This is a genomic window from Pseudomonas sp. PDM25 (genome assembly GCF_019219045.1).
In the GTDB taxonomy this organism is placed as follows: Bacteria; Pseudomonadota; Gammaproteobacteria; order Pseudomonadales; family Pseudomonadaceae; genus Aquipseudomonas.
On the sequence record NZ_JAHUWL010000022.1, the window covers coordinates 63,154 to 85,487 of the forward strand.

A 22,334-nucleotide genomic window follows, 5' to 3' on the forward strand; every position below is an offset into this window, starting at 1 on the left:
ACATAACTATGTATTGCACGGTACGTAGCCAGAGGTGATTGAATGACAAGATTACTGGCCGGGGCGGGATGTGAACGCCTAGACTTCGCCGATCTTCAGTTCAGGAATAGCCCGTGACCTCTATCTTCTGGTACGACTATGAAACCACTGGCATCAACCCCCGTTGCGACCGCCCGCTGCAGATGGCGGGGATTCGCACTGACTTCGATCTCAATGAAATAGACGAGCCAGTCAACCTTTACTGCCAGCCCAGTGAAGACATCCTGCCCCATCCGGCGGCCTGTGCGATCACCGGTATCACGCCCGGCCGACTGGCCGAGCAAGGCTTGAGCGAAGCCGATTTCATGACCCGGGTGCATGCCCAACTCGCTGCGCCCGGCACGTGTGGGGCGGGGTACAACACGTTACGTTTCGATGACGAGATGACTCGTTACAGTCTTTACCGAAACTTTTTTGATCCTTATGCACGCGAGTGGCAGGGCGGTAATAGCCGCTGGGACCTGATCGATGTGGTGCGTGCAGCCTATGCCTTGCGCCCTGACGGCATCGTTTGGCCGACGGACGACGAGGGGCGGATAACGCTCAAGCTCGAACGCCTGACCGCCGCCAATGGCATTGATCACGGAAATGCTCACGAAGCGCTGTCGGACGTTCGCGCCACCATCGCCCTGGCGCGTCTGATCCGGGAAAAGCAGCCGAAGTTGTATGACTGGTTGTTTCAGTTGCGCGGTAAACAAAAGGTGATGGATCAGATTCGTCTGTTGCAGCCGATGGTGCACATCTCCGGGCGCTTTTCAGCGGCGCGCAATTATATCGGTGTGGTGTTGCCCTTGGCCTGGCACCCGCGCAACAAGAACGCCTTGATTGTCTGTGATTTGCACCTGGACCCTCAGGGCTTGCTCGACCTTGATGCCGACACCTTGCGTCAACGGCTGTATACCCGCCGCGATGACTTGGCCGAGGGCGAGTTGCCGGTGCCGCTCAAACTTATCCACATCAATAAATGCCCGGTGGTGGCGCCGTTGTCGGTACTTCGCTCTGAAGATCAGCAACGTTTGGGGCTGGATATGTCGCTCTACCAAGAGCGCGCGCTGCGGCTAAGTGACGCACAAACAGTTTGGCTGGATAAAGTTCAGGCGATTTATGCCAGCGAAGCTTTCACCTCGAGCCAAGACCCTGAGCAACAGTTATACGATGGTTTTATCGGTGATCGGGATCGGCGTCTTTGTGAGCAAGTCAGGTCTGCCGACCCTGCTCAATTAGCGCAACAACAATGGCCTTTCGATGATGAACGACTGCCTGAATTATTGTTTCGATATCGCGCACGCAACTTCCCCGATACGTTGAATTTCGAAGAGCAAGAACGCTGGAGACTATTCTGTCAGCAACGTTTGTCAGCACCCGAGTGGGGGGCGCCAAATACGCTGGAAACTTTTGCAGAAGCCGCCGCCCAATGGAGTAATACGGCTACATCGTTTCAGCAAGAGGTGCTGAATGAATGGCTGAATTATGTCGAAGGATTACGCAAACGTTTGAATCTTTGAAACCGAAAATGTTCGGGCTGAATACCGTGCATAAAAAAACGCCAGCAGATGCTGGCGTTCTTTTTTGTCGCGGATAAACCTGCGACAAGCGCTACGGCTTAGCCCAGCAGGGTAGCCCAGCCTTCAACCACGTCACCGCCCCACTTGGCTTTCCACTCTTTCAGCGTCTTGTGGTTGCCACCTTTGGTTTCGATGACTTCGCCGTTGTGCGGGTTTTTGTATTGTTTAACTTTGCGAGCACGCTTGGTGCCAGTAGTTTTTACTGCGCCGCCGCGTGGTGCTTTGGTTTTGGACTCTGGATCCAATAGCGCAATGATGTCACGCAGCGACTTGGAGTATTCGCCCATCAGGGTGCGCAGTTTGCCTTCGAATTCCAGCTCGGTTTGCAGTTTGTCGTCTTGGGACAGGTTCTTCAAACGGGCTTGCAGCTCTTTGATAGCTTCTTCGGTGGCGCGATATTCGTTGATCAAGGACATGAGGACTACCTTATGTTGGGGCGCTGGATGGCAGGTGACAGTGCGGCAATAATAGTCAGGGTGTTTCACCAAGTAAACATATAACCGGAGTTTTATTTAAATTAGTTACGGTGAATAGGGCATAAATTGCAGGTGAAGTTGATTAGTGTGATGCAGTCATCACAGATATTCACAATTGGGCACTTGAAGATGGGTAACGGGAACACCATCGCGCGGGTAGCGGGTGCTGCCAGAACGTCACTTGCCCACCTTCGTGCCGGGCCAACCGTCATCAATACTGCAGTTTTGCTGCGCAATCGCTAGAATGGCCGCCTTTGCGAAGTTCTGGAGTTTGACCCTCATGCGCACTTTTCGGCTGGTGATTGCTTGCCCGGACCGCGTCGGTATCGTTGCTAAAGTCAGTAACTTTCTGGCGTCACATAACGGCTGGATCACTGAAGCGAGCCATCACTCGGACAACCTCAGTGGCTGGTTCTTCATGCGTCACGAAATTCGTGCCGATTCGCTGCCCTTCGGTATCGATGCCTTTCGCGAAGCGTTTGCACCGATTGCCGAAGAGTTCTCGATGGACTGGCGCATCACCGATACCGAGCAGAAAAAGCGCGTGGTACTGATGGCCAGTCGCGAGTCTCACTGCCTCGCCGACTTGTTGCACCGCTGGCACAGTGATGAGCTGGATTGCGAAATTTCCTGCGTGATATCCAATCATGACGACTTGCGCAGCATGGTCGAGTGGCACGGGATTCCGTATTACCACGTACCGGTCAATCCGCAGGATAAAGAGCCGGCCTTCGCCGAAGTCTCGCGACTGGTCAAACAGCACGATGCCGAAGTGGTCGTACTGGCCCGCTACATGCAAATCCTGCCGCCCGAGTTGTGCCGTGAATACGCTCACAAGGTGATCAACATTCACCACAGCTTCCTGCCGTCGTTCGTCGGTGCCAAGCCGTATCACCAGGCATCGATGCGTGGCGTGAAGTTGATTGGCGCTACTTGCCACTACGTGACCGAAGAGCTGGATGCCGGTCCGATCATCGAACAGGACGTCGTCCGCGTCAGCCACAGTGACAGCATCGACGATATGGTGCGTTTCGGTCGGGACGTCGAGAAGATGGTGCTGGCCCGTGGTCTGCGTTATCACCTGGAAGACCGGGTGCTGGTGCACGGCAACAAAACCGTCGTGTTCTGACAGCCGGCTGTTGATCGTTCCCACGCAAGTGGGAGCGATCTGTATAGAACGAGGACATGACCATGGCCGATCCACTGGACAAAGCCACATCCAAGGCTCCTGCCATGTTGGGCGAGGGGTGTTTGAGTCGTTACGACCCGGATGACATGAACCCCGAAGACGGCACGGAGTTTCCCGGTGCCGCCGAGTTGTGGGAACAGTTGAATCCGGAGTCCGACGATTAAATCGCAGAGGCCTAAAAAGATCGTCCGAACGCGGCCCGAGCCTCCGCCAGCTCATGGAGATTTTTGGTGAATGATCCACCGTCATCGCGAGCAGGCTCGCTCCCACATGGGGCCGATGCCACACCGAAGATCCCCTGTGGGAGCGAGCCTGCTCGCGATGAGGCCCGAATCGGCGCTGCAAATCTCCATGTAGGGCTGCTGCGAGCTGCAATCTTTCAGGCTTGTTTGAATTTCATCAGTTTTTTGAGCAGCGGCCGCCCAAGCATCAGTAAAAATACCGGGCCACCCACCAGCAAATAGAAGTAATAAGTCACCGCCCGCCAGATCAGAATCGCCGCCGCCGCGGTGGATTTCCCCACCATCGGCGCCAGCAGCGCCGCCGACGTCAACTCCGCCGCCCCGGCACCGCCCGGCAACAGGCTGAACTGCCCCGCGCTCAGCGAAAGCATCTGGATCAGAAAGCTCCAGGCCCACTGCAAATCCGCCCCAAGCCCACGCAACGCCAGATACAGCACGCTATAACGCAAGATCCAATGCAGGCACGTCAGGGCAAACACTGTGATGAGCGTCTGAAAGGGCAGCTTCAGTGTGTCCGTGAACGCCGCCAGAAAGTGCAGGAGTTTTCGCGCCCAGCGCAGGCGCGTGGTGGTTTTGACATTCAGGCGAGCGAGCACCCGACCGCTCAGACGAATAAGTATTCGATGGTAGCGGGCGACCGCCACGCAACTGAACAACCCGCCGAACATCGAAATGGCGCTGACGGTCAGCAGCCATTCCATGCGTTGGCTGAGGTGCTGGAACAACGCATAAATCAGGATTGCGCTCAGCGCGCAGAGAAAGAACAGCAAATCGCTCAGCTGATCCATGGCAAACACGGCGCTGCCCCTGGCCGGACGCACGTCATGGCGCGCCAACAACGCCATGATCGTCAGCGGCCCGCCGCTGCCACCCGGTGTGGCGCAATAAGCGAACTCGGCGGCCATCACCACCCCAAGACTTCTGAACGGGCTCACCTTGTCGCGCTGATCCCCGAGCAACAGGCGCAAGCGCATCGTGTTCAGCACCCAGCACAGCAGGATCATGCCGAACATGATCAGTAACCATGTCAGCGGAAAGCTTTGCAGTCGAGACCAGGTTTCGGTACCGCCCAGCAGCGACGGAATCAGCACCGCAGCGAGCAGTGCGACGAGCAGCAGAATCCCGCGACTCATGCGGCGCGACCCATACGGTCGCTTTGCAGCGCCAGCCAGCGTGCCTTGGTCATCGGTACACGTCCCTCGTTGAGCAAGCGCTTGAGGGTTCGTAGCCAGTAAGTGCGCGAGAACTCGTGGCGCATGTCCACCGGGTGCAGGCCAAGACGAATCACCGGTGCTTGCTGCCAGCGTTGTTCGCGTTGATCGCTGACGAGCTTCGACAGCCCTCGGCGCCAGGCACTGCGCGCACTCCAGACCAGTCCCGGTGCGTCGACCGCGGTGAAGTCCGGCAGGCGATACAGATGCTGCGAGTCGCTGGTGTAACTCAGGGGTAACTGGCGCAAGGCCTGGCGCGTCCCTTCGCTCATCAACCAGGCCGGGGCGACGAAGCCCTCCAGCGGCCAGTGATAACGGTGGAACACTTCGATGCCGGCGCGCAGGCGGGCGAGGGCGACTTCTTGAGACAGGCTGTAAAACTCGCCTTCGTGGGTGTAGATCCGGCGCATGAACCAGTCTCGTGGCGTAGCGGGAGTGGGCGCTTCATCGCAATGAAAGTAACCATGCAATGCCAGTTCGTCACCTCGGGCGATACGACGGGTGAGCAAACGTCGAAATCCCGGATGCTCCTCCAGATCGTTGTGTTTGTGGAAATTGGGCACCACCAACCAGGTCATCGGCACCTCGCCCAGGGCGTCGACGGCTTCGACAAAGGGTTGATAATCAGCCCAGGTTTGCGGTGCGACGTCGTGCAGCACGAGTAACAGGCTGGGCGGGTTCATGGGCTCAACCATTGGCCGTCAGCGGCCAGTGGCTGCGGAGCACGGCGTGATAGTGGCCCAGCAGGCTGGTGACCACCGTGTCCCAGGAGTAATGCCGTTCGACATGGCAACGGGCCTGTTTGCCCAAAGCCACGCTGCCCGAACTGAACAGCTCGCGGACTGCGTTGGCCATCGCCAATGGATTATTCGGCGGGCAGAGCAGGCCGCATTGATCGGTGATGATTTCCTGAAAGGCCCCGGCCGCCACGGCCACCACCGGAATGCCACTGGCCATGGCTTCAAGAACCACCAGACCAAAGGTTTCTTGGTCGCCGGCGTGCAGCAGCGCATCGGCGCTGGCCATCAACCGCGCCACCTGTGCCGCCGGACAGAACTCACCGATCACGGTGACGTTGTCCGGCACCACGGCCGGCATCGACGAACCTACCAACAGCAGGTGATAGCGTCGGCCCAGGCGTTTCATGCAGTCGAGCAGCACTGGCAGGTTTTTTTCCTTGGAGCCGCGCCCGGCGAAGATCAGCAAATGCGTGTTTTCATCAATGCCCAATTCGGCCCGCAGGCCCGAGTCTCGTGCCGTGGGATTGAAGGTTTGCAAGTCGACGCCCAACGGTTGCACGAAAACGTTCTTGACCCCCAGCCCGATCAGTTTGTCGGCCATGACCTGGCTGGGTGCCAGAACCCGATCGAAGTTGCCATAGAGCTTGCTGACATAAGCTTCGACGTTGGTGGTGACCCAGTTGCCCATGCGATTGCTGACCAGCAGCGGCAAGTCCGAATGATAAAAGCCGATCACCGGGACATCGAGTTGCCGCCGGGCATCGAGGGCCGCCCATGCGGTGAGGTAGGGGTCGCCGACCTCGATCAGGTCGGGCTGCAAATCCTGCAGAACATTGCGCCATGGCGCGAGACGGAGAGGGAAGCGATAGCCTTTGCCAAAGGGCAGGGCGGGGGCCGGAACCGTGTAGACGCCATCTTGTTCACTGAAGTAAGCCCCAGGAATCAACAGGCTGTGGCGAATGCCTGGCTTGATGCTCAGGCGACGGTGTTTTGCATCCAGATAAGTGCGCACGCCACCGCTGGCAGGGGCGTAGAACATGGTTATGTCAGCGATATGCACGATGAACATCCCTCCGGTCCGTTGTTCTCCCTTGGTTGACCTTTATGAAGGATAGATGTTCGGTTGGGGTTTTGTGGCGGGGCAGCGAGGTTTGCGGTGTCTGGAAGGCCGCCTTCGCGAGCAAGCCCGCTCCCACATTAGATCTCATTGCCGCCGCAGATCAATGTGGGAGCGGGCTTGCTCGCGAAGAGGGCGGTTCAGACACTAAATACGGAAACTGCCCACCAATTGTTTAAGCCGCGCCGCCTGCTGCTCAAGATCCGCACACGCCCGCAACGTCGACTGCAGGTTTTCCACCCCTTCCTGATTCAGTGTGTTGATCTCGGTAATGTCCACATTGATCGACTCAACCACCGCCGTCTGCTCCTCGGTCGCCGTGGCCACCGACTGGTTCATCCCGTCAATCTCGCCGATACGCAACGTCACGCTGTTCAACCGCTCGCCGGCCAGGTTGGCGATTTCGACGCTGTCCTGGCTGTGGCGCTGGCTGTCGCTCATGGTGCTGACGGATTCGCGGGCGCCGACTTGCAGCTCCTCGATCATGGTCTGCACCTGTTGCGCCGATTCCTGAGTGCGGTGCGCCAGGTTGCGCACCTCATCGGCCACCACGGCAAAACCACGTCCGGCTTCACCGGCGCGCGCCGCTTCGATGGCCGCGTTCAGCGCCAGCAGGTTGGTTTGTTGGGAGATGCTGGTGATCACTTCGAGAATCTGCCCGATGTTCACGGTTTTGCTGTTCAGCGATTCGATGTTGGTGCTCGAGGCGCTGAGCATGCTCGACAGCTGATTCATCGCGACAATGCTGCGATCCACCACTTGCTGGCCATCTTCGGCCAGGCTGCGGGCATCGCTGGCCTGACTCGATGCTTGTGCGGCGTTACGGGCGATTTCCTGAGCAGCGGCGCCGAGCTGGTTGATCGCCGCGGCCACGCTGCTGGTGCGCGAAGCCTGTTGGTCGGAGTTGAACATCGACGAGTTCGAGGCGGCCACTACCCGCAGCGCCACTTCGTTGACTTGCCCGGTGGCCGACGACACTTCGCGAATCGAACCGTGAATGCGTTCCACGAAGCGGTTGAACGCGGTACCGAGGACACCGAATTCGTCGTTGTTCACGATGGTCAGGCGTTTGGTCAGGTCGCCTTCGCCGTCGGCGATGTCTGCCATGGCGCGGGTCATCACGTGCAGCGGCTGGATCAGGATGCGGATCAGCATGCCCAGCAGCGCGATGATGATGGCCACGGCAATCACCGTCGCAACGAGCGCCGAGGCGCGGAATTCGCTGAGCTTGGAGAAGGCTTTGTCCTTGTCCACCGACAGACCGATGTACCAGTTGACTGAGGACAGCCCTTTGATCGGGGTAAAGGTCACGATGCGAGTCTTGCCGTCGACGTCGACTTCACTGAAGTCGCTGCTGATACGTGGGGTGTTTTTCGGATACGCCTCGCTCAGGGACTTCATCACCAGCGCTTTGTCCGGGTGGACCAGGATTTTTCCGTCGGCGCCGACCAGAAAGGCATAACCCATGCCGTCGAAGTCCAGAGCGTTGAGGCTGTCGGTGATCACCTGCAAGCTCAAGTCACCGCCCACCACGCCGATGTTTTGACCGTCCTTGAGTACGCTGTCAACGATGGAAATCACCAACTGGCCAGAAGCCAGGTCGATGTAGGGCTCGGTCAGGGCAGAACCGCTGGTGCTTTGCGCGCTCTTGTACCAAGGGCGGGCACGAGGGTCATAACCGTCGGGCATCTTGCTGTCCGGGCGAATGATGAAGGTGCCATCTTTGTTGCCCAGGTAGGCGCCCATAAAGGTCGACGACACCGCCTTCTGTTCCAGCAGGTTGGAAACATTGGCTGTATCTGCGTTCAAGGCAACGGTTTGCGACAGGTTTTCGATCAGCAGGCTGCGACCGGCCAGCCAGGTTTGAATGTTTTTTGCAGTGACGCTGCCCATTTCCTGCAAGTAGTTGTCCAGATCGCGGCGTATCGCATTGCGCTGCAAATAGTCGTTGTACAGCGTAAACGAGGCGAAGGCGGCAATGACGATGAGGGCGGCGGCCAGCAGGATTTTATGGCTGAAGCGCAGATTTTTGTTCATGGCTCGGGGTGTCCGCTAAGGTCTTATTGTTCGGGGCGCGTTGCTGCTGATGCGCGCAAAATGAGTGCGCAATGGAGCGAGTCGGTAATTCCTGCTCTCCATAGGGGAATGTCGGACCTTGCTTTCAATTGGGTCTCTCGCTTATTTCTATCGGCCGTGAAGGATCAAAGATTAACCATGGGTGACAAAATGCCTGACTCATTACAACTCGTTATCGGTGCTGACCTCGCCGGGCAGCCGATTGCCCAGGCCATGCGTCTGGCGAACCGTCATGGTTTGATCGCGGGCGCTACCGGGACGGGCAAAACGGTCACCTTGCAACGGATGGCCGAAGCCTTCAGCGATGCCGGCGTGGCGGTGTTCGCCGCCGATATCAAGGGTGACCTGTGCGGTCTGGGCGCCGCCGGCAACCCTCAAGGCAAAATCGCCGAGCGGATCGCCGGGATGCCCTGGCTGAACCATATGCCTCAAGCGTATCCGGTGACCCTGTGGGACATTCACGGTCAGTCCGGTCATCCGTTGCGCACAACCTTGAGCGAAATGGGGCCGTTATTGATTGGCAGCCTGCTGGAGCTGACTGACAGTCAACAGTCGGCGCTGTACGCCGCGTTCAAGGTGGCGGACCGTGAAGGGCTGTTGTTGCTGGACCTCAAGGACCTGAAGGCACTGCTCAATCACCTGCGTGACAACCCCGAATTGCTGGGTGACGACGCCGCGCTGATGACCACCGGTTCCAGTCAGGCACTGTTGCGGCGTCTGGCGACCCTTGAACAGCAGGGCGCCGAAGCGCTGTTCGGTGAGCCGGCGCTGCAACTCGAAGACATTCTGCAGCCGACCGCCGAGGGGCGTGGGCGCATTCACCTGCTTGATGCCAGCCGTCTGGTGCATGAAGCGCCGAAGGTCTACGCGACGTTCCTGTTGTGGTTGCTGGCGGAACTGTTCGAGCAATTGCCGGAGCGCGGGGATTCGGACAAACCGCTGCTGGCGTTGTTTTTCGACGAAGCGCATTTATTGTTCGCCGGTACGCCAAAGGCTTTGCAGGAACGTCTTGAGCAGGTGGTGCGGCTGATACGCTCGAAAGGCGTTGGTGTGTATTTCGTCACGCAATCGCCGGGCGACTTGCCGGATGACGTGCTGGCCCAGCTCGGTCTGCGCGTTCAGCATGGCCTGCGTGCGTTCACCGCCAAGGAACAGAAATCCTTGCGAGCGGTGGCCGAAGGCTTCCGGCCGAACCCGGCGTTCGATGCCTTGGCGGTACTGACCGAGCTTGGGATCGGTGAGGCGTTGGTCGGCACGTTGCAGGACAAGGGCACGCCGGAGATGGTCCAGCGGGTGTTGGTGGCACCGCCGCAATCGCGGATCGGGCCGCTGAGCGAGACTGAACGCACGGTGCTGATCGCCGGTTCGCCGTTTAAGGGGCGGTATGACAAACCCATCGATCGTGAATCGGCTTATGAAGTGTTGATGGGGCGCAAAGGGTTGGCGCCAGAACCTGACGCTGTTCCGGGGAAACCGGCAGCCGAAGAGCCAAGCTTCACCGACAAGGCCGGGGAATTCCTCGGCACCGCGGCGGGGCAGGCACTGAAATCAGCGATGCGCCAGGCGGCCAATCAATTGGGCCGACAGTTGGTACGCGGTCTGATGGGCTCGTTGCTCGGCGGCAGCAAACGCCGCTGAACATCTGGTGGGGCGCAATCAATGTGGGAGCGGGCTTGCTCGCGAAGAGGGAGTGTCAGTCGACATGTATGTTGCCTGACACACCGCATTCGCGAGCAAGCCCGCTCCCACATTGGGTTCTATGTCAGGTTTTGGGTTTAGCGTGCGCCGCCAGCCGTTCCAGCGCTGCCCGAAGATTCGGATCGCTGATCCCGTCGGCCGTGGCCTGAATGGTCGCGCCAGCATCAGTCGACAAGCTGATGGTATGGCCAGCCGCCCCTTGCTGAACCGTAGGAGGCTGAACCTTGAACAGAATTCGCGTCAAACTGGCGAATTCGTCGAACATCTGTAATTGCCGTTGCAGACGCTTTTGCTGATAACGCAGGCGGGTCGCCCAATGACCGTCGGTCACTATCAGCAACAAACTGCCTTCGCGCCACGACGCCACATGGCAATGCTCGCGGGCGGCGGGTTGCAATTGGCTTTCCAGCAGACGTTGTAAATGACCCAGGCGTTGAGCGTGGCCGAAGATGGCTTTCAGCGGTTTGGCTTCGCGAAGCAGGACGGCGGGTGCTCTGGCCGTAAGAGGGCGGAATGCCATGATCAGACACCTGAAGTAACAGAGCGGCCATGGTAGCAGAAAGCACCGGATGCACCCGAGCCATTGCTTTGCGAGCGCTTTACCCATTAAATCAACAAGTAACTTCTGCCGTGAATGGCTTGAAGTTCAGCAAAAAGCCCTTATTTTAAGTGAGCCCCGTCAAAGCGCTGAGCCAGCATCGTGGAATAACGCCACTTTCCTCACCACCGTTTCCGGGTAGAATGCTCGTTCGCATGCGGCCATGAGGGCTGCTCGGGCGACTCACGGGGCCGCCCTCCATCCCTTTAGTGTGGAAGATCCTGCCGATATGTTTGCGCCTTTGTTAAAGAAACTTTTTGGAAGCAAGAACGAGCGTGAAGTCAAACGCATGCTCAAGACGGTGCAACTCGTCAATGCCTTCGAAGAGCAAATGGTGGCCCTTTCGGACGATCAATTGCGTGCCAAGACAGACGAGTTCAAGGCCCGCATCGCCAAAGGGGAAACTCTCGACAAGCTGCTGCCAGAAGCCTTTGCGGTCGCCCGCGAAGCCGGTAAGCGCGTCATGGGTATGCGCCACTTCGACGTCCAGTTGATCGGCGGCATGACCTTGCATGAAGGCCAGATCGCAGAAATGCGTACCGGTGAAGGCAAGACCCTGGTGGCAACACTGGGCGTTTACCTCAACGCGCTGTCCGGCAAGGGCGTGCACGTTGTGACGGTGAACGACTACCTGGCCCGTCGTGACGCCAACTGGATGCGTCCGCTCTACGAATTCCTCGGCATGACGGTCGGCGTGGTCACACCATTCCAGCCGCCGGAAGAGAAGCGCGCTGCTTACGCCGCCGACATCACCTACGGCACCAACAACGAATTCGGTTTCGACTACCTGCGCGACAACATGGCGTTCAGCATGGAAGAAAAATTCCAGCGCGAACTCAATTTTGCCGTGATCGACGAAGTCGACTCCATCCTCATCGACGAAGCCCGTACCCCGCTGATCATTTCCGGTCAGGCCGAGGACAGCTCCAAGCTGTACATCGAGATCAACAAACTGATCCCGCAGCTTGAGTTGCACATCGAAGAAGTCGAAGGCGAAGTCACCAAGGCCGGCCACTACACCGTCGACGAGAAGACCCGTCAGGTCGAGCTCAACGAAGCCGGTCACCAGTTCATCGAAGACATGCTGACCCGCATTGGCCTGCTGGCTGAAGGCGAGAGCCTGTACTCGGCGCACAACCTCGGTCTGCTGACTCACGTCTATGCCGGTCTGCGCGCTCATAAACTGTTCAATCGCAACATCGAATACATCGTGCAGGACGGTCAGGTCGTACTCGTCGACGAACACACCGGCCGTACCATGCCGGGTCGCCGCCTCTCCGAAGGCCTGCACCAGGCCATCGAAGCCAAAGAAGGGCTGAACATTCAGGCCGAAAGCCAGACCCTCGCCTCGACCACGTTCCAGAACTACTTCCGTCTGTACAACAAGCTGTCCGGCATGACCGGTACCGCTGACACCGAAGCGTTCGAATTCCACCAGATCTACGGTCTGTCGGTGATGGTTATCCCGCCGAACAAACCGCTGGCGCGTAAAGACTACAACGACCTGGTGTTCCTGACCGCTGAAGAGAAATACGCAGCGATCATCAACGACATCAAGGAATGCATGACCCAGGGCCGTCCGGTGCTGGTGGGTACTGCAACCATTGAAACTTCCGAGCACATGTCTGCGTTGCTGCAGAAGGAAGGCATCGAACACAAGGTTCTGAACGCCAAGTTCCACGAAAAAGAAGCCGAGATCATTGCCCAGGCCGGTCGCCCAGGCGCACTGACCATCGCCACCAACATGGCCGGTCGTGGTACCGACATCCTGTTGGGCGGCAACTGGGAAGTGGAAGTGGCCTCGCTGGAAGAGCCAACCCCTGAGCAAATTGCCCAGATCAAGGCCGACTGGCAGAAACGTCACCAGCAAGTGCTCGAGTCGGGCGGTTTGCAGGTGATTGCATCCGAGCGTCATGAATCGCGCCGTATCGACAACCAGCTGCGTGGTCGTGCCGGTCGTCAGGGTGACGCCGGTTCCAGCCGTTTCTACCTGTCGCTGGAAGACAGCCTGATGCGCATCTTCGCCTCTGATCGGGTGAAGAACTTCATGAAGGCCCTGGGCATGCAGCCTGGCGAGGCGATCGAGCACCGCATGGTGACCAACGCCATCGAGAAGGCTCAGCGCAAGGTTGAAGGCCGCAACTTCGACATTCGCAAGCAACTGCTCGAGTTCGATGACGTCAACAACGAACAACGTAAAGTGATCTATCACATGCGTAACAGTTTGTTGGCCGCCGACAACATCGGTGAAACCATCGCCGACTTCCGTCAGGACGTGCTCAACGCCACCGTCAGCGCACACATTCCACCGCAATCGCTGCCTGAGCAGTGGGACGTGGCCGGTCTGGAAGCGGCGTTGCAGAGCGACTTCGGTGTGGCACTGCCGATCCAGAAATGGCTCGACGAAGACGATCACCTGTACGAAGAAACCCTGCGCGAGAAGCTCATGACCGAGCTGCTGGCCGCGTACAACGAGAAAGAAGAGCAGGCGAGCGCCGAAGCGCTGCGCAGCTTCGAGAAGCAAATCGTTCTGCGTGTGCTCGACGACCTGTGGAAAGACCACCTGTCGACCATGGATCACCTGCGTCACGGCATTCACTTGCGTGGTTATGCACAGAAGAACCCGAAGCAAGAGTACAAGCGCGAGTCCTTCACGCTGTTCTCCGAGCTGCTGGATTCGATCAAGCGCGACTCGATCCGTGTGCTGTCCCACGTTCAGGTTCGCCGCGAAGATCCGATCGAAGAAGAGCAACGCTTGCGTCAGGAAGCCGAAGCGCTGGCTGCGCGCATGCAGTTCCAGCACGACGAAGCACCGGGGCTTGAGCAACCGGAACTGCTGGGTGAAGAGGTCGATGTCGCCCTTGCCGCCGCGCCGGTACGCAATGAACAGAAGCTGGGCCGTAACGAACTTTGCTACTGCGGCTCGGGCAAGAAGTTCAAGCATTGCCACGGGCAGATCCAGTAAAACCCGTTTCATACGCTGAAATACCCGCGCCGCGACCGGCTTATGCCGTCGCGGCGTTTTGCCATTCAAACCACCGTTCTTCCTGAAAGCGGTGCTGACATCATTTATTAAGGAGCGCATTCATGGCTGTTGGTCTTGGTCCTTTGCCAACGTTGCACCCGGTTGCCGGTTTTGAACTCGGTATCGCCTCGGCTGGCATCAAGCGCCCGGGGCGCAAGGATGTTGTGGTGATGCGCTGTGCCGAAGGCTCCACGGTCGCTGGCGTGTTCACCCTGAACGCCTTTTGCGCAGCTCCCGTGATCCTGGCCAAGCAGCGTGTGCAAGGTCCGGTGCGTTACCTGTTGACCAATACTGGCAATGCCAACGCCGGCACTGGCGAACCCGGCCTTGCCGCCGCCGAGCGCACCTGCGCCAAACTGGCTGAGCTGACCGGCGTCGACGCCAGCCTGGTGCTGCCGTACTCCACTGGTGTTATCGGCGAGCCGCTGCCGGTCGAGAAAATCGAAGGGGCCCTGCAAGCCGCCCTCGACGACCTGTCGGTCAACAACTGGGAAGCTGCCGCCACCGGCATCATGACCACCGACACCCTGCCCAAAGGTGCCAGCCGCCAGTTCCAGCATAACGGCGTGACCATCACCGTCACCGGCATCAGCAAAGGCGCGGGCATGATCCGCCCGAACATGGCGACCATGCTCGGCTACATCGCCACCGACGCCAAAGTCTCCCGTGACGTGCTGCAAAACCTGCTGCTGGACGGTGCCAACAAGTCGTTCAACCGCATCACCATCGACGGCGACACGTCGACCAACGACTGCTGCATGCTGATCGCCACTGGTCAGGCAGCACTGCCGGAAATCACTGAAGCCAGCGGTGATTTGTTCGCCAAGCTGAAACAGGCCGTGTTCGAAGTGTGCATGGACGTGGCCCAGGCCATCGTTCGTGACGGCGAAGGCGCGACCAAGTTTGTGACCGTTGAAGTCAACGGTGGCGGCAATCACCAAGAGTGCCTGGACGTCGGTTACACCGTGGCTCACTCGCCGCTGATCAAGACCGCACTGTTCGCTTCCGACCCGAACTGGGGCCGCATTCTGGCCGCCGTGGGCCGTGCCGGCGTACCGAACCTGGACGTGAGCAAGATCGACGTGTTCCTCGGTGAAGTGTGTATCGCCAGCCGTGGCGCTCGTGCATCGACCTACACCGAAGCCCAGGGCGCGGCCGTGATGCAGCAGGAAGAAATCACGATCCGTATCGAGCTGGGTCGCGGTGATTGCAGCGAAACCATCTGGACCACCGACCTGTCCCACGAATACGTGAAAATCAACGCCGAATACCGCACGTAACTGGCGTCAAGACCGAGTTGCGCCCTTCGCGAGCAAGCCCGCTCCCACAGGATTTACGCTGACCCTGTGGGAGCGGGCTTGCTCGCGAAGGCGGTCGACCAGACACTAAAGATTCTGGCCCATACCCCTATCAAAAGGTCCCGAACATGAGCCTTCACCTGATCATCGGCGACAAACTGCATTCCTCCTGGTCCCTGCGTGCCGCTTTGGCCCTCGACCTGGCCGGCGCCCCCTACACCGAAGAACTGATCAAGCTGAACCAGCCGGATACGCGTGAGCGTCTGCTCAAGCACTCGCCGACCGCAAAAGTCCCGTTGCTGAAAACCGACCACGGCACCATCGCCGACTCCCTGGCGATTGCCGAGTATCTGGCAGAGCAGTTCCCCGGCGCCGGCCTCTGGCCCGAAGACACCGCTGCCCGCGCGCAGGCGCGTTCGGCGTGCGCGCAGATGCACAGCGGTTTCTTCGCCATGCGCGGCAACATGCCATTCGACTTGAGTCACGACGCTGCGCTGTCGCCGACACCGGCTGACGTCCAGGCCGACATCGAGCGCATGTTGGCGTTGTGGGCCGAGTGCCGCGCCGTTGCCACCGAAACCGGTCCGTACCTGTTTGGCGGCGCGACCCTGGCGGATGCCTTCTTCGCCCCGATCGCCGTGCGCCTGCGCACCTATCAGGTGAGGCTGCCCGCAGCGGACGCGGCCTACGTCGACACCCTCTATCAATGGCCGGCCTTCAAGGCTTGGCAGAAGGCGGGACTGGAGGAAATAGAACGGTGAAACGAGTCCACGTAGCTGCCGCTGTTATCCGTGATGGCAGTGGCAAGATCCTCATTGCCCGCCGTGCCGACACCCAGCACCAGGGTGGCCTGTGGGAGTTCCCCGGTGGCAAGGTCGAGGCCGACGAATCCGTCGAAATCGCCTTGGCTCGCGAGCTCCTTGAAGAGCTGGGCATCGTGGTCAACGCGGCTCGCCCGCTGATCAAGGTCCGACACGATTACCCGGACAAGCAAGTGTTGCTGGACGTTTGGGATGTGTCGGCCTTTACCGGCGAACCGCACGGTGCCGAAGGCCAGCCGTTGGAATGGGTCGCGCCCTGGGATCTGCTGAACTACGAATTCCCGGCGGCCAACCAGCCGATTGTCGCGGCTGCACGGTTACCCGCGCAGTATTTGATTACCCCGGAAGACCTGGAAACCCCGGCCTTGCTGCGTGGTATTCAAAAAGCCATTGCCGGCGGCATCAAGCTGATCCAGTTGCGGGCACCCAACGGCTACGATCCGAAGTACCGTGATCTGGCGGTGGACGCGGCGGGGCTGTGTGCGGGCAAGGCGCAGTTGATGATCAAGGGACCGTTCGAGTGGCTGGGAGATTTCCCGTCTGCCGGTTGGCACATCACCTCCGCGCAGTTGCGCAAATACGCGGCGGCTGGCCGCCCGTTACCGGCGTCGCGCTGGCTGGCGGCGTCCTGCCATAACGCTGAAGAGCTGGCGTTGGCCGAGCAGATGGGGGTGGATTTTGTGACCCTGTCACCGGTGCAACCGACCCTGACTCATCCGGGGGCTCAGCCGCTGGGTTGGGAGCAGGCTTGCGCGTTGATCGAAGGTTTCAGCAAGCCGGTGTTCTTGCTCGGCGGTGTTGGCCCGGCGGATCTTCAGAAAGCCTGGGAAGCGGGCGCACAGGGTGTGGCGGGGATCCGGGCGTTTTGGCCTCAGGCTTGATTCTGCGGTGAGTTGACTGGCCCCTTCGCGAGCAAGCCCGCTCCCACAGGGGATTGTGGCGCACACAGATCCAATGTGGGAGCGGGCTTGCTCGCGAAGGCGGCCTGACAGGCGCCGATTAAACCTCAGGCTTCGGCGCCGGTTGCCACAAAATCTCGGCAATCCCTTGCCGTTTGGCAATCAACCGCGCCACCACAAACAACAAGTCCGACAACCGATTGATATACGCCAACCCAACCCCGGCCAACGGTTCGACTGCATTCAAATGCTGACACCGCCGCTCGGCACTGCGCGCCAGGCATCTGCACGCATGCGCCTGGGCAATCAACGCCGAGCCACCTGGCAGAATGAAATTCTCCAACGGCCCCAGCTCTTCATTCCACACATCGATCGCGGCTTCCAGCCGTTCGACTTCTGCCGTATTCAGTGCCTGATACACCGGCATCGCCAGTTCACCACCCAGGTCGAACAACCGATGTTGGCAAGGCGCTAAAACCTCGATCACTTCGTTCAAGCCCGGATGCTCGCCACTTTCCGTTGCCAACCCGGCCAATAGCACACCCACCTGACTGTTCAGCGTATCGACTTCGCCAATGGCTTCGATCCGCGGATGGTCCTTGGGCACACGGCGGCCGTCGCCCAGCCCGGTTTCGCCTTTGTCGCCGGTGCGGGTGTAAATCTTCGACAAGCGAAAGCCCATGGTTACCTCGATAGCTGATTGAGTTCTTGAGAGGCGAGCGGGGTGCCCGCCAAGGGCAGGCGCAAGGTGAAACACGTGCCTTGGCCCAGGGTCGATTGCACTTCCATCTGACCCTTGTGGTTGTTGGTAATGATGAAATACGAGACCGACAGGCCAAGGCCGGTGCCCTGACCGATTTCCTTGGTGGTGAAGAACGGCTCGAAGGTGCGTTTGCGCACGTTCTCGCTCATGCCGACGCCGTTGTCCTCCACCTGGATTTCCGCCCACGGCGGGTTCAGCTTGGTGCGCAGAATGATCCGTCCCGGCTCGCGGTCGTCTTCACGTTGGTGAATTGCCTGTGCGGCGTTTTTCAACAGATTGAGCAGCACTTGCTCCAGTTCGTTCGCGGTCCCGGGCACGGGGCCCAACGCTGGATCGAACTGGCGAATGATCGCCTGGCCCTTGAAGTCGAAACCGATCGCCAGGTCGAAGTCGTTGCCGGCGATTTCCACTGCCTGATCGATCAGCGCCGGCAGGTCGCACGGGGCCATTTGCCGGTTACTGCGGCGGCTGAAGCTGAGCATGTGGGTGACGATTTTCGCTGCCCGGGCACCCGCCTGTTGAATGCCGTCGAGCAACTGCGGCACTTCGCGCGCTTGCAGGTATTTGTTGACCGTTTCCAGCGCGATCCCGATTTGCTCGGCTTGTTCGAGGTTCTTCGGCAGATCAGACGAAAGGCGTCGGCGAATGTTTTGCACGTTGTGCAGGATCGCGCCTAACGGGTTGTTGATCTCGTGAGCCATGCCCGCGGCAAGGCCACCGACCGAGAGCATTTTTTCCGACTGCACCATCATCTCTTCCAGCGACAGGCGTTGAGTGATGTCGTCGATCCGGATCACCACGCCGCGCCCGGCACCGCCCATCAGCGGGTAGAACGTCAGGGCGTAGTGCTTGGGTTCGTCGTCCTTGAGCCACGTCACCCGTTCAATCTTGGCCACTGTGTGCTGCTCGACGGTTTGCTTGAGTTGCGGCAGAAACGGCTTGAGCGGTTCGAAGGCCAGGAAGATCGGCTGGTTCAAGGCTTCGTCGAGGCGCGTGCCGGAGAGGGCGCTGGCCTCCTGATTCCACTGCGTCACATAGAGCTGTTCATCAAGGGCGATCAGCGCCGAGGGCATGGAATCGATGATGCTGTTGAGGTAGTTCTGGAAACCGGTGAGCTTCTTCTCGATCTTGCTGCGCACCTGAACTTCGAGTTCCAGTTTGCGATTGGTATGGCGGGTTTCTTCGGCCAGGCCCTGAGCCTGGTCATACGCCGCCTGGGAATCGTCCCGGGCCCGCTTGAGTTGCTGCTCCCGGGCTTCGATCCGCGAGAGCATGGTGTTGAACGCCTCGGCGAGGCTGCCGATTTCGTCATGGTTACCGCGGGAGGCGCGCAGGGCGTAGTTCTCTTCCCGGGTCACTTGCCGGGACAGCTCTTCGAGCTGATGAATTGGCCGGGTGATCAGGCGTTTGATTTGTCGGGCAATCACCAGCCACAACAGCACACTGAAGATCAGAATCCCGAGACTGGCGGTCAGGGTCCCGGTGTAGAACGCCATTGGCAGTTCGCTGCTGGCGACCAGTAACAGGTGGCCAGGTGCGGTGCCGGGGCGGGGCAGGGTGATGATTTGATTGCTGCGAAACTCGGTAACTTGCCAGGATTCAATGTGCCGGTAATGCGTTGGCAGGCTCAGCTGCTCGCCATGCTGCAACTGCGCCAGACGCTCGCCCTTGCCGTCATAAAGGGCCGCCGCGCGCAGCGGTGAATAGCTGTTGAGTTCATTGAGCAGGCGTTCGGCGCTTTGCGGCGACTGCAAGGCTTCGGACACCAGGCTGGGGTTGGACACCAGGCGGCCGATGGTCTGCAAGGCCTGAGGCGCCATGCTTTCCTGGGAGATGTAGTACGCGGCGCTGATAAAGGTCAGGTTGGCGACCAGCAGGACGGTGGTCAACAGCACCAGCAGGGCGGCCAGCAATTTCTGGCCGACCGGAAGGTTTTCAAGGCGCTGGCGCAATGGCATCAGGTTTATCGCTGAAAAGGAACAAGTGGCCAGCGTAGCCGCTGCTCAGTCGCTGGGCAATCCAAGGCTGTGCAGATGGGTGATCAACCTTTGTTCAAGTTGATTGAGGTGCGGCAGGTTCAACTGATGCCTCGCGGCGACTTTGCAGGCGTGACCCAATAGATAGCTGATTTCGGTGCGGCGCTGGTTCGCGACGTCCTGGTACATCGAAGAGTAGTTGGCGGCGGTTGCGTGAATCACCCGTTCGACTTCCTGTTGAAGGTCCTCGGCCGCTGCTGGCTGACCGCACCGCTCAAGCAACTCGGTCAATTCGCCGCAAAGGGTGGCGACTTCGCAGCGGTGCTCCTGTAAACCGCCATTGCGGCAATTGTGCAGGACGGTCAGCGGATTGATCGCACAGTTGAGTGCCAGTTTTCGCCACAGCCGGGTCAGAATATCGGTGCTCCACTCGTGGGGAATACCGGCGGCGCTCACGTCATCCAGCCAGATCGGCGCCACGGGATGCCCGGCATCCCCCAGCCAGGTGTAACCGTGGCCGGCGAATACCACGCGCCAGTCGCCATCGCGAAAGGCACCTTCGGTGCTCGACGCATAGATGCAGCGCGCCTGCGGCACCTGTGTGGCGACAGCGTCCTGGCTGCCAAGACCATTCTGCAACAGGATCAGCTCGGCGTCGGGGGCCAGGCGCGGTGCCAGTTGGGCCACGGCTTTCTCGGCATCGTAGGCTTTACAGGCCACCAGCAGGCGGTTGATCGGTTCCTTGTTGTCGGGTGTCTCGGCGGGCACCGGGTAGCACTTCGCTTCACCGTGTTCGACCAGCGTCAACCCACCCGCCGCCTCATACGCCTGCAAGCGTGCCGCGTCCCGCACGATCAGCTTGACCGGCACGCCGGCCCGCGCCAGCCGAGTGGCCCATAAGGTGCCAAGGCTACCGGCGCCCAGAATATGCCAGGTGGTGGGCATCAGCTTTTTGCTCTGTTTATCGCGCGCATGGGAGGCTCGCAGTGAATGATGGGAAAGACCCGTTATAATCAGCGCGGATTTTAACCGCAAGCCAGGCGTGCTCCATCGTGATCGAGCATGCCCTTTCTATTGGAGAGATTACATGCCGTCGTTCGACGTGGTATCCGAACTGGACAAACACGAAGTCACCAACGCGGTCGAGAACGCCGTCAAGGAACTCGATCGTCGTTATGACCTGAAAGGCAAAGGCACCTTCGAGTTCAAGGAAAAGGACCTGACCGTCAACCTGACCGCTGAAGCCGATTTCCAGCTCGAAGCGATGATTGAGATCCTCAAGCTGGCCCTGGTCAAGCGCAAAATCGACGTGCAGTGCCTTGAAGTCAAGGATGCGTATGCGTCGGGCAAGCTGATGAAGCAGGAAGCGGTCCTCAAGGAAGGCATCGACAAAGAGCTGGCGAAGAAAATCGTCGCTCATGTCAAAGACGCCAAGCTCAAGGTTCAGGCTGCCATTCAGGGTGAGCAAGTGCGCATTACCGGCAAGAAACGTGATGACTTGCAGGAAGCCATCGCGGCCCTGCGCGCCAAGACGTTCGACATGCCGCTGCAGTTCAACAACTTCCGCGACTGACTTTCAAGCGGGAACCTGTGGGAGCGAGCTTGCTCGCGAAAGCGGTGTGTCATTCAACAGTAATGTCGACTGATACGCCCTCTTCGCGAGCAAGCCCGCTCCCACCCCGATTGTGCTTAACCCAGGAGAATGTAGATGGATTTGAATGCTGAAGTGGACAACCTGGTCAAGGCATCCCAAGCCTGGATTCCAATGATCATGGAATACGGCAGCCGTGTGCTGTTGGCGGTGATTACCCTGGCCGTCGGCTGGTGGCTGATCAACAAGGTCACGCAAAAGCTTGGCGGCCTGCTGGCGTTGCGTAACGCTGACCTGGCGCTGCAGGGTTTCATCAGCAGCCTGGCGAACATTATTCTCAAGGTTCTGCTGATCGTCAGCGTCGCCTCGATGATCGGCGTGGAAACCACATCCTTCGTCGCAGCCATCGGTGCCGCCGGCCTGGCCATCGGTCTGGCCTTGCAGGGCAGCCTGGCGAACTTCGCCGGTGGTGTGCTGATTCTGTTGTTCCGCCCGTTCCGCATTGGTGACTGGATCGAAGCCCAAGGTGTTGCCGGCACTGTCGACAGCATTCAGATCTTCCACACCGTGCTGCGTACCGGCGATAACAAAACCATCATCGTGCCTAACGGTAATCTGTCGAATGGCATCATCACCAACACCAACCGTCAACCGACGCGCAAAGTTGTGTTTGATGTGGGCGTTGATTACGAAGCGGATCTGCAGAAAGCTCGTCAAGTCTTGCTGGACCTGGCCAAAGATGAGCGTGTTTTGGTTGACCCGGCACCTCAGGCAGTGATTTCTACCTTGGGCGACAGTTCGATTACTGTTTCCCTGCGAGTGTGGGTGAAGACTGCGGATTATTGGGATGTGATGTTCATGTTTAACGAACAGTCCCGTGATCGTTTGAAAACGGCTGGTATCGATATCCCGTTTCCACAGCGGGTGATTCGAGTGGTTCAGGAATCTGCGGTGCAGTAAGTAACAAGCAAGCAACAAAAAAGGCCCATCCGAAGATGGGCCTTTTTTTT

At 59.2% G+C, this 22,334-nt stretch carries 19 protein-coding genes; 10 read left to right on the plus strand and 9 right to left on the minus strand.

Annotation, left to right across the window (positions count from 1 at the left end; genetic code table 11):
• The first annotated feature begins 113 nt into the window (after nt 1-113).
• Nucleotides 114-1,544, plus strand: a complete 1,431-nt coding sequence (gene sbcB / locus KW848_RS28850; RefSeq protein ID WP_218538839.1) for an exodeoxyribonuclease I — start codon at nt 114-116, stop codon at nt 1,542-1,544.
• 98 nt (nt 1,545-1,642) lie between these two features.
• Here the strand turns inward: sbcB and mvaT are convergent, their stop codons facing one another.
• Entirely contained in the window at nt 1,643-2,020 is a 378-nt protein-coding gene (mvaT, locus tag KW848_RS28855) for a histone-like nucleoid-structuring protein MvaT (RefSeq protein WP_007933316.1), read from the minus strand.
• A 340-nt stretch (nt 2,021-2,360) separates the two neighbouring features.
• On the opposite strand from mvaT, the gene purU reads away from it, so the two are divergent.
• Nucleotides 2,361-3,209: a formyltetrahydrofolate deformylase gene (purU, locus tag KW848_RS28860; protein WP_111451428.1), complete on the plus strand. Its 849-nt coding sequence runs from the start codon at nt 2,361-2,363 to the stop codon at nt 3,207-3,209.
• Between the two features lie 62 nt (nt 3,210-3,271).
• Nucleotides 3,272-3,433 (plus strand): hypothetical protein, encoded by a 162-nt coding sequence (locus KW848_RS28865; protein WP_218538840.1) that lies wholly within the window; start codon nt 3,272-3,274, stop codon nt 3,431-3,433.
• A 215-nt stretch (nt 3,434-3,648) separates the two neighbouring features.
• Here KW848_RS28865 and KW848_RS28870 read toward each other — a convergent pair whose 3' ends face one another.
• From KW848_RS28870 to KW848_RS28885, 4 genes are all read right to left on the minus strand, one after another.
• Entirely contained in the window at nt 3,649-4,644 is a 996-nt protein-coding gene (locus KW848_RS28870) for a lysylphosphatidylglycerol synthase transmembrane domain-containing protein (RefSeq protein WP_218538841.1), read from the minus strand.
• Complete coding sequence (locus KW848_RS28875) at nt 4,641-5,417, minus strand: DUF2334 domain-containing protein (RefSeq protein WP_218538842.1); 777 nt, start codon at nt 5,415-5,417, stop codon at nt 4,641-4,643. Before KW848_RS28875 ends, KW848_RS28870 begins: the two co-directional genes overlap by 4 nt.
• Nucleotides 5,410-6,531 carry a glycosyltransferase family 1 protein gene (locus KW848_RS28880; protein ID WP_218538843.1) on the minus strand — a complete coding sequence of 374 codons (1,122 nt, stop codon included), beginning with the start codon at nt 6,529-6,531 and terminating at the stop codon, nt 5,410-5,412. Before KW848_RS28880 ends, KW848_RS28875 begins: the two co-directional genes overlap by 8 nt.
• Nucleotides 6,532-6,726: 195 nt before the next feature.
• Complete coding sequence (locus KW848_RS28885) at nt 6,727-8,616, minus strand: methyl-accepting chemotaxis protein (protein WP_218538844.1); 1,890 nt, start codon at nt 8,614-8,616, stop codon at nt 6,727-6,729.
• A 189-nt stretch (nt 8,617-8,805) separates the two neighbouring features.
• Here KW848_RS28885 and KW848_RS28890 point away from each other — a divergent pair, with 189 nt between their 5' ends.
• Nucleotides 8,806-10,293, plus strand: coding sequence for a helicase HerA-like domain-containing protein (locus tag KW848_RS28890; protein WP_218538845.1), 1,488 nt, complete (start codon nt 8,806-8,808; stop codon nt 10,291-10,293).
• A gap of 124 nt (nt 10,294-10,417) precedes the next feature.
• Here KW848_RS28890 and KW848_RS28895 read toward each other — a convergent pair whose 3' ends face one another.
• Nucleotides 10,418-10,873 carry a DUF721 domain-containing protein gene (locus KW848_RS28895; RefSeq protein ID WP_008147416.1) on the minus strand — a complete coding sequence of 152 codons (456 nt, stop codon included), beginning with the start codon at nt 10,871-10,873 and terminating at the stop codon, nt 10,418-10,420.
• Between the two features lie 307 nt (nt 10,874-11,180).
• Here KW848_RS28895 and secA point away from each other — a divergent pair, with 307 nt between their 5' ends.
• The 4 genes from secA to KW848_RS28915 all read left to right on the plus strand — a co-directional run bounded on the left by secA (nt 11,181) and on the right by KW848_RS28915 (nt 16,976).
• Nucleotides 11,181-13,916: a preprotein translocase subunit SecA gene (secA, locus tag KW848_RS28900; RefSeq protein WP_218538846.1), complete on the plus strand. Its 2,736-nt coding sequence runs from the start codon at nt 11,181-11,183 to the stop codon at nt 13,914-13,916.
• Between the two features lie 122 nt (nt 13,917-14,038).
• Nucleotides 14,039-15,256, plus strand: a complete 1,218-nt coding sequence (argJ, locus tag KW848_RS28905; RefSeq protein WP_218538847.1) for a bifunctional glutamate N-acetyltransferase/amino-acid acetyltransferase ArgJ — start codon at nt 14,039-14,041, stop codon at nt 15,254-15,256.
• 146 nt (nt 15,257-15,402) lie between these two features.
• Complete coding sequence (locus tag KW848_RS28910) at nt 15,403-16,035, plus strand: glutathione S-transferase (RefSeq protein WP_218538848.1); 633 nt, start codon at nt 15,403-15,405, stop codon at nt 16,033-16,035.
• Entirely contained in the window at nt 16,032-16,976 is a 945-nt protein-coding gene (locus KW848_RS28915) for a Nudix family hydrolase (protein ID WP_218538849.1), read from the plus strand. Before KW848_RS28910 ends, KW848_RS28915 begins: the two co-directional genes overlap by 4 nt.
• A gap of 118 nt (nt 16,977-17,094) precedes the next feature.
• On the opposite strand, the gene KW848_RS28920 is transcribed toward KW848_RS28915, so the two are convergent.
• From KW848_RS28920 to KW848_RS28930, 3 genes are read right to left on the minus strand one after another with little or no spacing between them, the layout of a single operon-like run.
• Entirely contained in the window at nt 17,095-17,676 is a 582-nt protein-coding gene (locus KW848_RS28920) for a cob(I)yrinic acid a,c-diamide adenosyltransferase (RefSeq protein WP_218538850.1), read from the minus strand.
• Between the two features lie 2 nt (nt 17,677-17,678).
• Nucleotides 17,679-19,715, minus strand: a complete 2,037-nt coding sequence (locus KW848_RS28925) for a HAMP domain-containing sensor histidine kinase (protein WP_218538851.1) — start codon at nt 19,713-19,715, stop codon at nt 17,679-17,681.
• A 45-nt stretch (nt 19,716-19,760) separates the two neighbouring features.
• A complete protein-coding gene (locus KW848_RS28930; RefSeq protein ID WP_218538852.1) occupies nt 19,761-20,678 on the minus strand; it encodes a putative 2-dehydropantoate 2-reductase in 918 nt (305 codons plus the stop codon).
• Between the two features lie 142 nt (nt 20,679-20,820).
• On the opposite strand from KW848_RS28930, the gene KW848_RS28935 reads away from it, so the two are divergent.
• Nucleotides 20,821-21,306, plus strand: a complete 486-nt coding sequence (locus KW848_RS28935) for a YajQ family cyclic di-GMP-binding protein (protein ID WP_007906601.1) — start codon at nt 20,821-20,823, stop codon at nt 21,304-21,306.
• A gap of 135 nt (nt 21,307-21,441) precedes the next feature.
• Complete coding sequence (locus KW848_RS28940; protein ID WP_218538853.1) at nt 21,442-22,284, plus strand: mechanosensitive ion channel family protein; 843 nt, start codon at nt 21,442-21,444, stop codon at nt 22,282-22,284.
• Nucleotides 22,285-22,334: the final 50 nt, after the last annotated feature.